This is a genomic window from Micavibrio aeruginosavorus EPB, from assembly GCF_000348745.1.
In the GTDB taxonomy this organism is placed as follows: Bacteria; Pseudomonadota; Alphaproteobacteria; order Micavibrionales; family Micavibrionaceae; genus Micavibrio; species Micavibrio aeruginosavorus_A.
Genome location: NC_020812.1, coordinates 855,675 through 870,369, shown reverse-complemented (window position 1 = coordinate 870,369; position 14,695 = coordinate 855,675). Strand labels below are relative to the sequence as shown.

Genomic DNA, 14,695 nt, shown 5'->3' with positions numbered 1-14,695 from the left:
AGCGTGGCAAGTCTAGTGTACGGGACTGTACATAAAGATAAAGAAGAATAACTTGATCCAAATCAAGCAGATAAAGGCCTGTAAATGCTGATTTTTTTCACCGCCTTAATAACATTTCTTGCTTCACATATGCTCGTCTCGCGCACGCGGCTAAAGCCATGGATTGTAAAACGTGTGGGACATAATAACTACCTGCTCCTGTATTCAGGCATCAGCCTCGCCCTTCTATGGTGGCTGATCCATGCGGCCAGAATAGCACCCAGAGTTCCACTATGGCCTTGGGTCCATGGCTTATATTGGATTCCCAACCTCGTGATGCCGCTTGCTTGCATTCTCCTGGTTTCTGGATTTGTCGTGCCCAATCCATTTTCAATTGCAACGCATAGCCATGGCTTTAATCCAGAAAAACCAGGATTAATAATTGCCTTGACGCGACATCCGATCTTATGGGGATTTTTCTTGTGGGCCTTGTCGCACTTAATTGTTAACGGAGAATTTCCTCTAGCGTTCATGTTTCTTATTTTTATGATCATGTCTTTGCTTGGCATTCCTCTTTTGGATCATAGGAAGCGCCGTGAAATAGGTGTCGATTCCTGGACACACATGGCAAAAAATACACACAGCATCATATTCTGTGGACGCGCCTTGCGCTCGGGTAAATTCCGTCTTACAAAACTGGACATCGCTGGGATAATTATAGGACTAGTCCTATACGTCATTGCCTTCCTTGCACACCAGACACTTTTTGGAATAAACCCAACACCACCATTTTAAGAGAAACCAGCATGAATTTGGCTCATACTCTCAAGAAAGCATCTCTATTCCAGAATTTTGATTCCGAAAGCTTGGAACAATTGGCGGAATTTTGTCATGAAAAAACATACCCGAAAGGGCGTGACTTATTCATTATGGGGGATAAAGCCGATGCGTTTTTTATTATTTTGCAAGGATGGGTAAAACTTTATCGCCCAACGCGCGATGGAGAAGAAACTATTATTCATGTTTTTGGCCCTGGAGAGTCCTTTGCCGAAGCCGCCGTATTTAATGATAGCAAAACTTATCCAGTCAACGCGCAAGCCATAGAAGATACAATCGTCGCTGAAATTCCGCGAAATTTCTTTGTCCATAAAATTGAGGCCGATAGTCGCTTTGCATTACGCATGTTAGCCGCAATTGCAGCTCGACAGCATTATTTGGTTCAACAGTTGGAGCAAGTAACAACTCGAACCGCACCACAGCGGATTGGAACCTTTCTTATCCGTTTTTGTCGCAAAGAGAAGCACGAACACGAGGGGTGGCTTGTTGATCTACCCTACGATAAATCTGTAATATCGACACGCCTAAACATTAAACCGGAAACGTTCTCGCGCGCATTGGCAAAACTTGAACCTTATGGTGTTCACATTCAGGGGCGCCACATCATCGTGAAAGACTTAAAAAAACTGGCTGATTTTTGTGACGTATCGGCCCAGGACACGCCATGTTGATTGCTTTTAAGCCTCTTGCCCGTCGGGTCGAGGAGCGAATAAAAACCCGCTGTAGCAAAAAAGATAGACGGAAAAACAAGCAACCCAAAGCGCTGCTGAATATATTATCCAGCTTGTAGAATGTTCCGGCATAATCATAGGACCAAAAACCCGCATCAAAGCAACAGCCTGAATAGTCACAAATGATACGGTCGTCATCATATCAACTTTCAGAGCGCGCCCCGTATGCCCCAGAGTCACTCGGCACATCATCCCAATAACCATAGACCCAATACAGCCCGCAGTCATGGCATGAACAACCGCGTTGATCGGAAAAACATCAAACCCAACCAAAGCGAACAACCCTAAACCTAAAACAAGCCACGCATATCCAGCGTGCAATATCCAAACAAGGGGATCGTTAAAGGTCGAAAGTGTATGATAATGTCGCATTCTTATCGCATGAATAACACAAGAAATTGCGGCAGACACACCAAAAACAAGACTATCCTTGGCAAAGACAAGCGTAATAGTAACCAAAACCAGTGAAAGTAAGGCTGCTATATCCATTTTAGGCTGGTCAGTTTGGAACGCTTTGATTCCCTGACGTCGCAACGCGGCAACGGTAAAAGCCGGAATAACTCTCCCCCCTATTAACGAAACCATCATTAAAATCATCATCAAAGCTACATACAAAGGCGTCATGTTCGCAGTTAGCATAAACCACGCATCGCAGCCGAACAAAATCGTCAAAATGCTCAAAAATATAAAGTTACGTTTGTTCCAGCTACGAAAGAGCGGAAGCGCCAGTGAAATCGCAAGAGCCGGTATAAACAATAGCTCAAGCATAATGGAAGACCACTGAGGTAACCCAAGATCAATTCCCATGGCAATCCGCCCAATCCACCATAGGAAACAGAGCGTTGCCAGATGAATTTGCCGGGCCGGCGCACCGCCAGTCCAATTTGCGACCGCAGTTAGTAAGAACCCGGCAACAATCGCCATGCTAAAACCATAAATCATCTCGTGCGCATGCCATGCGACAGGATTCAGCATGAAAGTCGGAGGCACGATTCCTGTACCCGCGTAAAACGCCCCCCAGGCACAAATACTGATGATGGCGAATATCGCCCCAGAAAAGAAAAATGGCCGGAATCCTCGCCCCCAGAATGGAGAACTGAACAACTTATTAGACGGCTTTAGCATGATGGCTATCCTTATTGTAGGATCCAAACTGGAATGCTGGATCAAAACATGAAGCGACAACACGGGTAAAAAACTTTCCCTTTTCAGTCACCTGTAAAACACTCTTATCACGAAAAATAATTCCATCCTCTTCCAAATCAGACAACAGGACAGACGACACAACGGTTCCCGGATAATCAGCCAAATCAAGCTGAAAATAGCACATTATACGCATAATCGCCTCACGCGCTCTGATGTCGGATGGGTCCATTTTGTACCCCCTATGCACAGGGGGAGAGCCTTGATCAATAGATTGGCGATATGTAAGCGCATCTGTCGTATTTTGTGCATATGCATCTTTAAACTGACTTATAGAAGATAAACCAAAACCCAAAATAACCGTGGCCGGATCATCAGTATATCCTTGAAAATTGCGCTGTATGCGCCCGCTCTGCGCCGCCTCATTCAGAGAGCTTTCCGGTAACGCATAGTGATCAATACCAATCTCAACATAACCTTCGGCCTTGAGGATCTGACTGGCTTTGCACTGCATATCAAAACGGATTTCTGGTGATGGAAAATTGTATTTTTCGAGAAGTTTTTGATGCTTTTTCATCCACGGAACATGCGCGTAGGGAAAGACGGAAATACGCGATGGCCTCATTTTAGCCGTCTCAATCAAGGTGTTCCCTACGCTGTGAAGCGTTTGTTCAGGCAACCCCAAAATTAAGTCAAAATTTATATCATGAATATCGCGGCTCCGCAGATAGCCGACCTGATCGCGTATGTGATCTAATGGCTGAATGCGGTTGACAGCGGCCTGAACCACAGGATCAAAATCCTGTATGCCCAAACTAACCCGCCGAATTCCAAGATCAGATAATGCGCAGACTTTTTTATCACTTAGAAGTCGCGGGTCACACTCCATATCAATTTGCGCAGCATGGATCGTGGGAAATACTCTTCTCAGGGCATCTATAATTTTTTCAATGTCCGCATTCGGGGCATAATTAGGCGATCCCCCACCGAAATGTATACGCGATACAATAACGCCTTTTGGAAGGTAGCATCCCGCTTGCTCAATTTCACGACATAATGTTTCAACATAAGATGATATAACATTCGTATGCTGAACAATTTTTGTATTACACCCGCAATAATGACACAAGCTATGACAGAATGGGATGTGGATATACAACGATACCGGATCGCATGGATCTATGCTTTTTAAGCATGTGATAAAATCGAGACTCGTGAATTGGTCGTCAAATTGTACCGCCGTCGGATAGCTGGTGTATCTTGGGACGGCACCACCATATTTATGGATTAAGGCTTTTGTTGCTTTATCTGTCATAATTTCAGACAGTACAGAAATAAAATATTCCCCCCTTGATGCAGATCAAGCCATCACACAATTATTGAACCAATGGACTCTGCGCCCCTTCAAAACGGAAACCGCTTATCCTTGAACGTCCAGCAAGAATTTGAATGTATTGTTTAAAAGCACGATTCCAGCTTTTTTCATGTAAATCCTGGGCTATCCAATCCGCAACGTTATCAAAGGGCAATTGCTTCCCTTCCGCGCACTTGTGAACCTTAATAATATGATAGCCAACCTCTGTTGCAACGGGTTCAGCGCTTATATCCCCCTCGGACATCTGGAATAAGGCAGCCTCAAAAGCCGGCATTGTCTGACCACGGCTAATCTGCCCTAAAAAACCACCATCTTTTGCCGAAGAACAAGCCGATTCAGATTTAGCAATCGCATCAAAAAGTTCCGGTTCTCGTTTTATTCTAGAAAGTGTAGATTTCGCCTTTTCCAAGGCTTCAATTCTAGCCTCTGTGTCATCTACTGGCGCAAGATACAATATATGAGACACCTCAAAGAGTGGCGATGTAAAAAATTTTGACCTGTTGTTTTCGTAGTATCTCTTACATGTATCAATATCCGCATCAGGAACATTAATCTCTTTTTCCAGCAAATCATCAATGATCTGATCCGGATTTTTTACAGCGTCATCTCTTTTGCACAACCCCATCTCAACGGCACGCTGGATTAACATTTCCCTTATAACCAAGGCACGCATAGCCTCATATTTTGCAGAAAACAGACTTTCGGCTGGATGATACTGTACCTCAGCGTTTATTTCTTCCGTCGAAATCCGGATTCCATTTACTTCAATACCTGGCGCAATCGATTTCATAATCATTATCTCGCCCGCTTACGAACAACTTGGTATGGGCGAAATACATACCCAACAGGTGCGCTTAAAGCATGAACCAGACGGGTGAATGGGAATACCAGCAACAGGAATAAACCCAATGTTATATGCAGCTTGAAAACCAAAGCCACATCCGCAACGAATTCATGGGCACCGCCACGGAATGTTACAATATGCTGGGCCCAGTTCATAAATTTGACCATTTCATGCCCATCCAAATGCTTCATGGAACTCGGTATGGTCAATAACCCCAAAAGCAGCTGCGCCAGCAATAAAAACAAAACCGCTATATCAGCAAAGGAGCTGTTGTTACGAATTCTCGGATCAAATAATCGGCGATGCAACAGCATGCACAAACCCACAAGACAGAACAATCCCGCGATTCCCCCTGCTGTAATGGCCAGAATTTGCTTTGCCCCGTGGGAGATACCCAAAGCATCAAAAACCTGTATCGGCGTTAAAAGACCGACAAAGTGCCCCAATAAGATCGTCAACACACCCAAGTGGAAACAAATACTGCCCATTATCAATTGCTTGCGTCGCAAAAGCTGACTTGATTTCGTCCGCCACGAATATGGATCGCGATCAAAACGCAACAGACACCCCAAAAGAAAGGCTGCAATTGCGATATAAGGAAATATCTGGAAAAGGAAAAAATTCATAAAATGCCCCATCTCTAAACCCTTTCCTCTTCTTTATAGCCAGACATCCGCGCCAGCATTTCTTCGGCTTTTGGGCATCCCATATCCTGGCCGGTTGTCTGGGGCGTATTATTGAAGGCAAATTGCTCTTCCCATTCGCGATCCATCTCATCGAGGCTGAGCGCATCGCCGGATGATTTCTTCAAATAATCCTGAACTGCTTTTTCATCTGGACTACGCCCAGCGGTCTCAACCATCGCATCCAATATGCAGGCATACTCAGAGCCCCTGTTTCTGAGCCTTTCTGCTAAAGATGATAAAATGTTCACAACACTCCCTATCGTTTCGCGGGCATCTTCTGGCGCCAGATGCGATAAATATTCCGCGAATAAAGGAAGATAGTCCGGAGTTTCGGCTGTGTCGATAAAAAGACCAGCGTCTTCATAAACACCTAGCAAGTCAACAAGCGCTTGTCCGCGATCACGCGAATCTCCGTGAACATGCTCGAACAAATGCAACGAAAGTGACGGCGTTCGGTCAAACAGGGCTACATATGTTTCCTGCAAATCCATCAGATTCTCTTTTTGGAAAGACTGAAATAAAGATGCCAATTTCTCAATAGAGGCCCTGGATAACCACGCTTCAGATCTCAAAATCTCCAGGCACTGGTTCGCAGATTCAATGTGTCCCTGTTCCGGATAGGTCATATAAAACCCAAGAATTTTTAGCGTCCGCATAGTTACTCACCTTTCTTATTCACAGGCTTCATTTCGTGATCATTTCCGCCACACGCTCCACAACAATGGTGTTCATTTTGGCGATTACCACCACGATCGCGTATGCGGACGACAGGATCAGAATTATTTACTCCGGGATCTTCGATTTTTTTACCGAACATCAGCCCAATCGTTCTAAATATGTTCATGATCATTTCCACGACTTTATCCACAGCCGCCCTTGCCACCACCGCATCCGCCACTACTACAACCGCCGCTTCCGCATCCTGAATTGGTGACAGCAACCTTTTCGTAATGATCACGTTCAAAAATTGTATTGACGCGATTGCTCTTTGTACTACCCGATTGGCCACGCGATTGTTTTGGGCTTTCGAATAAATCATACTCACTGTTGCTATGCGAAGCGCACCCGTTTCCAAACGAAAAACCACAACCGCCGCTCTCACCAAAAGCATCCAACGTTTCTTCGCGATGGCCGGTTGGAATGACATAGCGATCTTCGTAATTCGCAATCGCCATAATCTTGTACATGTCCTCAACCAACTCTTCGCTCAGTTCCGTTTCTTCCAACAATGTCTTGTCGGGCTGCCCTTCGAACATCTTGCTTCGCATATAATGGCGCATTGCCATCATGCGCTTCAATCCAAGACGAATTGGCGCTTCCTTACCTCCAGTCAACATATTTGCTAAATATTTGACAGGGATACGCATGTCATCTAGATCCGGCATAATACCGTCCGCACGCGTTGGTATTTTTCCCTTAGCTGCCGCCGTCTGGATCGGTGACAATGGCGGGATATACCACACCATTGGCAACGTACGATATTCAGGATGCAGCGGAAACGCTACTTTCCAATCAATCGCCATTTTATATACGGGTGATTTTTGCGCGCCTTCAATCCAATTATCGGGAATTCCATCCTTGCGCGCTTGAGCAATAACATCCGGGTCATGTGGATTCAGGAATATGCCTAATTGTGCCTCGTAAAGATCTTCTTCGTTCTCAACGCTGGCAGCCTCTTCAATCCGGTCGGCATCATACAGAATAACACCCAGATAGCGTATACGACCGACACACGTTTCTGAACATACGGTCGGGTCACCATTTTCGATTCGAGGATAGCAGAACGTACATTTTTCCGCCTTACCGGTTTTCCAGTTGTAATAGATTTTTTTGTACGGGCATCCGGAAATACACATACGCCATCCACGGCACTTGTCCTGATCAACCAAAACAATACCGTCTTCTTCGCGCTTATAAATCGATCCGGACGGGCACGACGCCACGCAGGTCGGGTTGATGCAATGCTCACACAAACGGGGCAAATACATCATAAACGTATTCTCAAACTCCCCGTACATCTCCTTTTCGATGTCTTTAAAGTTGTAATCTTTTTTCCTATGCTCGAACTCCGTCCCAAGAATTTCTTCCCAGTTTGGTCCCCACTCCACTTTCTCCATACGCTGCCCAGTGACAAGTGACCGCGGACGCGCCGTGGGCATAGTTTTCATCTCTGGCGCCTTTTGCAAATGATCGTAATCAAACGTAAAAGGTTCGTAATAATCATCAATTTCCGGCAGATTTGGGTTACCGAAAATATTTGCAAGTATGCGCCATCGGCTCCCCTGGTTCGGCTCAATCTTGCCGTTCGACTTGCGCTTCCAGCCCCCCTTCCATTTTTTTTGGTTCTCCCACTCTTTCGGGTAGCCGACGCCTGGCTTTGTTTCGACATTATTGAACCAGGCGTATTCTACCCCTTCGCGTGAAGTCCAGACATTTTTACACGTCACAGAACAGGTATGACAGCCAATACACTTATCGAGGTTCAAAACCATCGCTACTTGCGCACGTATCTTCATTATTCGGCCGCCTCCATTTTCGCGGGCTCGTCCATCCAGTCAACCGAATCCATCCGACGAACAATAACGAATTCATCGCGGTTTGACCCAACGGTTCCATAGTAATTAAACCCATATGACAGTTGAGCATAACCACCAATCATATGCGTTGGTTTTAATGTCGCACGCGTAACAGAATTGTGAATTCCCCCGCGAGCGTTGGTAATTTTGCTTCCGGGCGTATGAACCAGCTTCTCTTGCGCATGGTACATCAGCAACATGCCTTCGTTTACGCGTTGGGATACAACCGCCCTTGCAACGATAGCACCGTTAGCATTGAAAACCTCGAGCCAATCATTGTCTTTCACGTTGATTTTTCTTGCATCCACTTCACTTACCCAGACGATAGGGCCACCGCGTGACAACGTCAGCATGTGCAAGTTATCTGTGTAAGTTGAGTGAATACCCCATTTTTGGTGCGGCGTAATGAAATTAAGGAGGATGGTCGGTGATTCTTCACCATGCTTATCCAGCATTGATTTCACCGTACGTGTGTTGATAGGCGGACGGTATGAAACCATAGCCTCACCAAAATCAACCATCCACGGGTGGTCCTGATACAATTGCTGACGTCCGGTTAGCGTACGCCACGGGATAAATTCGTGAACGTTTGTATAACCAGCGTTATAGCACACATGTTCGGACTCAATACCACTCCATGTTGGAGAGCTGATAATTTTTCGTGGCTGGGCCTGAATATCCCGGAAACGAATTTTTTCCTCTTCTTTGGGGAGCGCAAGATGCGTGTGATCACGCCCGGTTGCCTTACCCAAAGCAGCCCACGCCTTTACAGCGACTTCGCCGTTTGTCTCGGGAGCCAAGGACAAAACTGTTTCGCAAGCATCAATATCAGTTTCGATTTTTGCTAAACCGTTCTTTTCGCCATTCAGTTTTTTTAGAAAGTCGATTTCATGGTCAGTATTCCAACCGATTCCTTTTCCACCATTGCCCAGCTTTTCCATCAATGGCCCCAGGCTTGTAAAGCGCTCAAATATAGCGGGGTAGTCGCGCTCAACGACCTTCATTGAAGGTCCCGTCTTTCCAGGAATCAGCGGGCACTCGCCCTTGCGCCACTCTTTTACATCTGGCTGCGCCAACTCACCCGCCGTATCGTGCTGGATAGGGTTGAGAACGATTTCCTTTTCGATCCCGAGATGACCGACGCAGAGTTCTGAGAATTTTTTAGCAAACCCTTTGTAAATCTCCCAATCAGATCGGCTTTGCCAAACCGGGTCGATCGCCTTCGACAATGGGTGAATAAACGGATGCATGTCCGATGTATTCAGGTCATTCTTCTCATACCAACTTGCTGTTGGCAGAACAATATCAGAGTAAACGCACGTCGTTGACATTCTGAAATCCAGAGTAACGACCAGATCAAGTTTTCCTTCCGGCGCTTGCTCGTGCCAAACAACTTCGCTGGACCTACCCTTCCCTTCATCACCCAAATCTTTTCCTTGCACGCCATGCTGCGTCCCCAAGAAGTGTTTCAGGAAATATTCATGACCCTTTCCACTTGATCCCAAAATATTTGAACGCCAAACAAACATATTGCGCGGCCAGTTCACAGGATTATCAGGATCTTCACACGACATCCGCAAATCGCCGCGCGTCAGACGGTCTACAACATAATCGACCGGATCTCGTCCATCAGCTTCGGCTTTTTTCACCAGATCAATCGGATTTTCTTCAAGCTGCGGAGCGGATGGCAACCAGCCCATTCGTTCTGATCGTATATTGCAATCAATTAAGGAGCCAGACCAACGCGACTTATCCGCCAGCGGGGATAAAATTTCATCCAACTGTAAAGTTTCATAACGCCATTGATCAGTATGCGCATAGAAAAATGACGTTGAATTTTGCTGGCGTGGCGGGCGCGTCCAATCAAGCCCAAAAGCCAATGGAGCCCATCCCGTTTGCGGACGTAACTTTTCTTGCCCTACATAGTGCGACCATCCGCCACCGGATTGTCCCACACAACCACAGAACACCAGCATGTTAATACATGCGCGATAATTCATATCCATGTGATACCAGTGGTTCATCGCCGCACCGATGATAATCATCGATTTGCCTTTGGTCACATGGGCGTTCTGGGCAAAGGCACGCGCCACTTGGATCACCTGATCTGCGGGAACGCCTGTTATGCTCTCCTGCCATTTCGGCGTATATGGGACGTTATCGCCATAATTTGCGGCGACATTATCACCGCCGAGTCCATCACGATGAATGCCATATTGCGCGCACAGCAAATCAAAAACGCAAGCAACCGGTGTTTTTACACCGTTCAAGTCCAGCATACGCACCGGAATATTTCGCTCGAGAATATCTTCATTCTGATTAGTTTGAAAATAATCATGCTCATGCGCCTGGCCGCCAAAATACGGAAAGGAAACTTGCTTGATATCGTCATGAACGCCAAGCAATGTTTTTCGCGGCCGAATGGCTTTATTGGTTTTTGAATCCGTTGGAACGATATTCCATTTACCCTCTTCACCCCAACGGAATCCGATTGAACCCGTCGGAACCGTTATATTTCCTGTATCTTCATCAAAGCATACCGTCTTCCATTCCGGATTATTTGCTTCATCCAGGCAACCTTCAAAATCCGAAGCTCTTACCATACGCCCAGGAACCAAACGACCATCACGTTGTTCTAATTTAACAAGAAACGGCATATCGGAGTAAGCGCGACAATAGTCGTCGAAATATTCCGATGGATGTTCCAAATGGAATTCTTTCAGGATCACATGCCCCATAGCCATACCCATCGCGGCATCGGTGCCCTGGCGTGGGTTCAGCCAGATATCACCGAACTTTGACGCTTCGGAATAATCAGGCGTAACTGTTACAACCTGCGTCCCCTTATACCGGGCTTCGGTCATAAAATGCGCATCTGGCGTCCTGGTCTGGGGTACGTTTGACCCCCACAACATAATAAATCCAGCATTATACCAATCCGCGCTTTCCGGCACATCGGTCTGCTCACCCCATGTCTGAGGACTGGATGGTGGTAAATCGCAATACCAGTCATAAAAGCTCATACATACGCCACCCAGAAGCGACATATAACGCGACCCGGCTGCATAAGAGATCATCGACATGGCTGGAATCGGAGAGAACCCGATAATGCGATCCGGCCCATGCATTTTAATGGTATGAATATTAGATGCGGCAACAATCTCATTCGCCTCATCCCACCCTGCCCGCACAAATCCGCCGCGACCGCGCACACGCTGATAAGAGGCCCGCAATTCCGGATCAGCTTGAATTGCCGCCCATGCCTTGACGGGATCGCCGCCGACTTGCTGTTTTGTTTTACGCCATATATCCAGAAGACGCTTGCGCACCATCGGGTATTTCAGCCGATTGGCGGAATAGATATACCAGCTATAGCTGGCCCCGCGCGCACATCCGCGCGGTTCGTGGTTCGGCAAGTCCGGGCGCGTGCGAGGATAGTCGGTTTGCTGCGTTTCCCAAGTAATCAGGCCATTTTTGACATAGATTTTCCACGAACAGGAACCCGTGCAGTTCACGCCATGTGTTGACCGAACAATTTTGTCATGGGCCCAGCGATCACGATAGCCCTTCTCCCAACCACGGTTTTCATCGGTTGTTACACCATGCCCGTTGGAGAAAGTTTCGCGCTTTTGCGAAAAATAGCTAACCCGATCAATAAAATAGCTCATTATCCCAGACTCCTTTGCATTCTGGACAATTCATGCCCGTATCGCCGGGCGCGATCCTTGATCTGAATCAAGAATGTTAACATTTAATCACCGCTGAACGGCGAACGTAGAAAAACCATGTCAGGAACAAACACACGGCGTAGAAGGCGATGAAGATGTATAAGGCGGCCTCAACACCTCCGGTCGCAGCGATTGATGTTCCATAACTTTTCGGTATAAAGAACGCTCCGAAAGCACCAATTGCAGAACTGAACCCAATGACAGCGGCAGACTCACGCTCGGCCGCTTTACGCACCTCTTCCTCTGGCTGGCCAGCAAGGGCCCGTTTCCGGTCTTGCCAAAAAATGGCTGGAATCATCTGAAACGTTGATGCATTCCCCACCCCGGTTGCCGCAAACAGAACCAGAAACATCGCAAAGAAACCATAAAACGCGCCGGGCTCTGTCTTGATAGACAGGAAATATAAAACGCCCATCGTTCCGGCAATCATGGTAACAAAAACACCAATTGTGACACGACCGCCACCGAATTTATCTGCAATCCACCCGCTACCCGCGCGTGTCAAAGCCCCAACCAGTGGCCCCATAAATGCAAGTTGCAATGCATTCACCTCCGGGAACTGAGATTGGGACAACAACGGGAAAGCTGCAGAGAACCCAATGAACGAGCCAAACGTACCAATATACAAAACACACATAATCCAATTGTGCTTGCGCTCAAATATCGCCAGTTGCGACGCAACAGAGGCCCGGACATCAGCAATATCGTTCATGAAAAACCACGACAAAATTGCCGACAATAGGATAAACGGGGCCCAAATAAAGGCCGCATTCTGAACCCAGAGTTGGGTATCGCCTGCGGCCTGCGCCCCGCCCGCAAAACCACCAAAAATGTTATAAACAATCACAATTGGCACCAAGAATTGAACAGCGCTGACGCCCAGATTTCCTAGGCCTGCATTCAAGGCCAGAGCATTACCTTTTTCTTTTTTCGGGAAGAAAAAAGCAATATTCGCCATACTTGATGCAAAATTCCCTCCGCCCAAACCACAGAGCAGGGCCAATATCAAAAATACGGCATAAGGCGTGCTCGGGTTTTGTACGACCACCCCAATCCCGATGGTCGGAATTAATAACGCCGCCGTGCTGATTGCAGTCCATCTGCGTCCGCCAAAAATCGGAACCATGAAAGAATAAAAAATCCGCAATGTCGCACCAGATAGTCCTGGCAAAGCAGTCAGCCAGAACAATTGCTCCGTTGTAAAATCAAAGCCAATCTTCGGCAGGTTTACAACAACAACGCTCCACACCATCCACAGCGCAAACGCCAAAAAGAGCGCAGGCACGGAAAGCCAAAGATTTTTACGTGCAATTTTATAGCCTTCCTTCTTCCAGAAAGCCTCGTCCTCTGGTTTCCAGACTTTCAAAACTGGCCCCTGTTGTTCCAACTCTGTAAAGTACGCTGGCTTAACAATTTCAGGGAATTTTTTCCGCTCCATCAGGCGAATGGAGATATGCATCCATAGGAAGGCAACGGATACAAGCCCGAACATCAACATAAAACAGCTGGTCCAGACATTGAGATAATCGTTCATCAACCCAAAGCAAAGCGGCAGGAAGAAACCACCCAACCCACCGATTAAGCCGACAATCCCCGCAACTGGCCCAACATTGTCGGGATAGTACACAGGAATATGTTTGTATATCGCCGCTTTGCCCAAGGACATAAAAAATCCAAGAACAAAAATAATCATTGTGAAAGGAACAACACCCCAACCAAAGCTGAAGGCTATATTTCCATCAATACCGTGTACGATGTAGTCTGTTTTTGGATAAGACAGCAGGAAGCAGCACAACGCACAGACAATAAATGTCCAGTACATAACCGCCCGAGCACCGTATTTATCAGACAGATAGCCACCAACGGCACGGAACAGCGATCCGGCCACAGAAAACAGGGCAGCAAGGACACCAGCAGCCTTAATGTCCATTTCATAAACGCCAACATAATAACGCGGCAACCACAGAGCCAGCGCGACAAAACCACCAAAAACGAAAAAATAATAAAGAGAAAAACGCCAAACCTGCAATTTACCCAAAGGCTTTAGTGATTCAGCCATTGATTTTGGTGCCGCGTGTGCCGCTTTCTGCGCTTCGATTTGGGGTTCATCTCTTGTGAAGATCCAGAACAGAACAGCCATCACAACCAGAGCAATAGCCCAAGCTTGAGCGACCATATGCCATCCATAAGATACCATCACGAATGGCGCGATAAATTTCGTAACGGCCGCGCCGATGTTTCCCATACCATAAACGCCAAGAGCGGTCCCCTGACGCTCTGTTTCATACCATTTCGACAGATAGGCCACACCGACAACAAAACTTCCGCCCGCTAAACCAACTCCTAATGCTGTCAACAAGAGCATTTCATATGTGTCGGCATAGGTCAGACACCATGTAAAAAATGCCGACGATAACATAACGGACAGAAAAATAGGGCGCCCCCCATATTGGTCGGCCCAAATACCCAAAAATAGGCGAACCAAAGACCCCGTCAGGATCGGCGTCCCGATCAGAAGGCTGAACTGCGTGTCAGTCAGCCCCATATCCTGCTTAATCTGCACACCGATAATGGCAAAAATTGTCCACACAGCAAAACAGGCTGTAAACGCCAGTGTGGTCAGGGAAAGGGCGCATTTTTGTTTGGTTTTAAAATTCATGGTCCGATTCCGGTCATAGATTTGAAAGACCCCGCGGTCTTTTATCGAGAAAGGCTATCTTTACCTTCCCTTTCCTTCTAATATTGCATGTACGCCTAGGGCCTTACTTGATTCAGATCAAGATAGCAACGATATGA

11 protein-coding genes are annotated in these 14,695 nt (G+C 46.8%); 2 read left to right on the top strand and 9 right to left on the bottom strand.

The genetic code is table 11. From position 1 onward, the window contains the following. Positions 1-84 precede the first annotated feature (84 nt). Both A11S_RS03980 and A11S_RS03975 read left to right on the top strand, forming a co-directional pair. Positions 85-774 carry an NnrU family protein gene (locus A11S_RS03980; RefSeq protein WP_015467209.1) on the top strand — a complete coding sequence of 230 codons (690 nt, stop codon included), beginning with the start codon at positions 85-87 and terminating at the stop codon, positions 772-774. An 11-nt stretch (positions 775-785) separates the two neighbouring features. Next, positions 786-1,487, top strand: coding sequence for a Crp/Fnr family transcriptional regulator (locus tag A11S_RS03975; RefSeq protein WP_015467208.1), 702 nt, complete (start codon positions 786-788; stop codon positions 1,485-1,487). Between the two features lie 6 nt (positions 1,488-1,493). Here the strand turns inward: A11S_RS03975 and A11S_RS03970 are convergent, their stop codons facing one another. The 9 genes from A11S_RS03970 to A11S_RS12145 all read right to left on the bottom strand — a co-directional run bounded on the left by A11S_RS03970 (position 1,494) and on the right by A11S_RS12145 (position 14,558). Continuing rightward, on the bottom strand, positions 1,494-2,672 hold the full coding sequence (locus A11S_RS03970; protein ID WP_015467207.1) for an NnrS family protein: 1,179 nt from the start codon (positions 2,670-2,672) through the stop codon (positions 1,494-1,496). Next, complete coding sequence (hemN, locus tag A11S_RS11780) at positions 2,656-4,005, bottom strand: oxygen-independent coproporphyrinogen III oxidase (protein ID WP_015467206.1); 1,350 nt, start codon at positions 4,003-4,005, stop codon at positions 2,656-2,658. Before hemN ends, A11S_RS03970 begins: the two co-directional genes overlap by 17 nt. A gap of 61 nt (positions 4,006-4,066) precedes the next feature. Next, complete coding sequence (locus tag A11S_RS03960; protein ID WP_015467205.1) at positions 4,067-4,861, bottom strand: peptidylprolyl isomerase; 795 nt, start codon at positions 4,859-4,861, stop codon at positions 4,067-4,069. Then, complete coding sequence (narI, locus tag A11S_RS03955) at positions 4,861-5,547, bottom strand: respiratory nitrate reductase subunit gamma (RefSeq protein ID WP_015467204.1); 687 nt, start codon at positions 5,545-5,547, stop codon at positions 4,861-4,863. Before narI ends, A11S_RS03960 begins: the two co-directional genes overlap by 1 nt. 2 nt (positions 5,548-5,549) lie before the next feature. Further along, complete coding sequence (narJ, locus tag A11S_RS03950) at positions 5,550-6,251, bottom strand: nitrate reductase molybdenum cofactor assembly chaperone (RefSeq protein ID WP_015467203.1); 702 nt, start codon at positions 6,249-6,251, stop codon at positions 5,550-5,552. Positions 6,252-6,253: 2 nt separating this feature from the next. Further along, the gene (locus A11S_RS11870) at positions 6,254-6,451 is read right to left on the bottom strand and encodes a hypothetical protein (RefSeq protein WP_148285095.1); all 198 of its coding nucleotides are present in this window, start codon (positions 6,449-6,451) and stop codon (positions 6,254-6,256) included. A gap of 4 nt (positions 6,452-6,455) precedes the next feature. Next, a complete protein-coding gene (gene narH / locus A11S_RS03945) occupies positions 6,456-8,111 on the bottom strand; it encodes a nitrate reductase subunit beta (protein ID WP_015467202.1) in 1,656 nt (551 codons plus the stop codon). After that, positions 8,111-11,839, bottom strand: a complete 3,729-nt coding sequence (locus A11S_RS03940) for a nitrate reductase subunit alpha (RefSeq protein ID WP_015467201.1) — start codon at positions 11,837-11,839, stop codon at positions 8,111-8,113. Before A11S_RS03940 ends, narH begins: the two co-directional genes overlap by 1 nt. Before the next feature lie 76 nt (positions 11,840-11,915). Next, positions 11,916-14,558: a nitrate/nitrite transporter gene (locus A11S_RS12145; RefSeq protein ID WP_015467200.1), complete on the bottom strand. Its 2,643-nt coding sequence runs from the start codon at positions 14,556-14,558 to the stop codon at positions 11,916-11,918. Between the last annotated feature and the right edge of the window lie 137 nt (positions 14,559-14,695).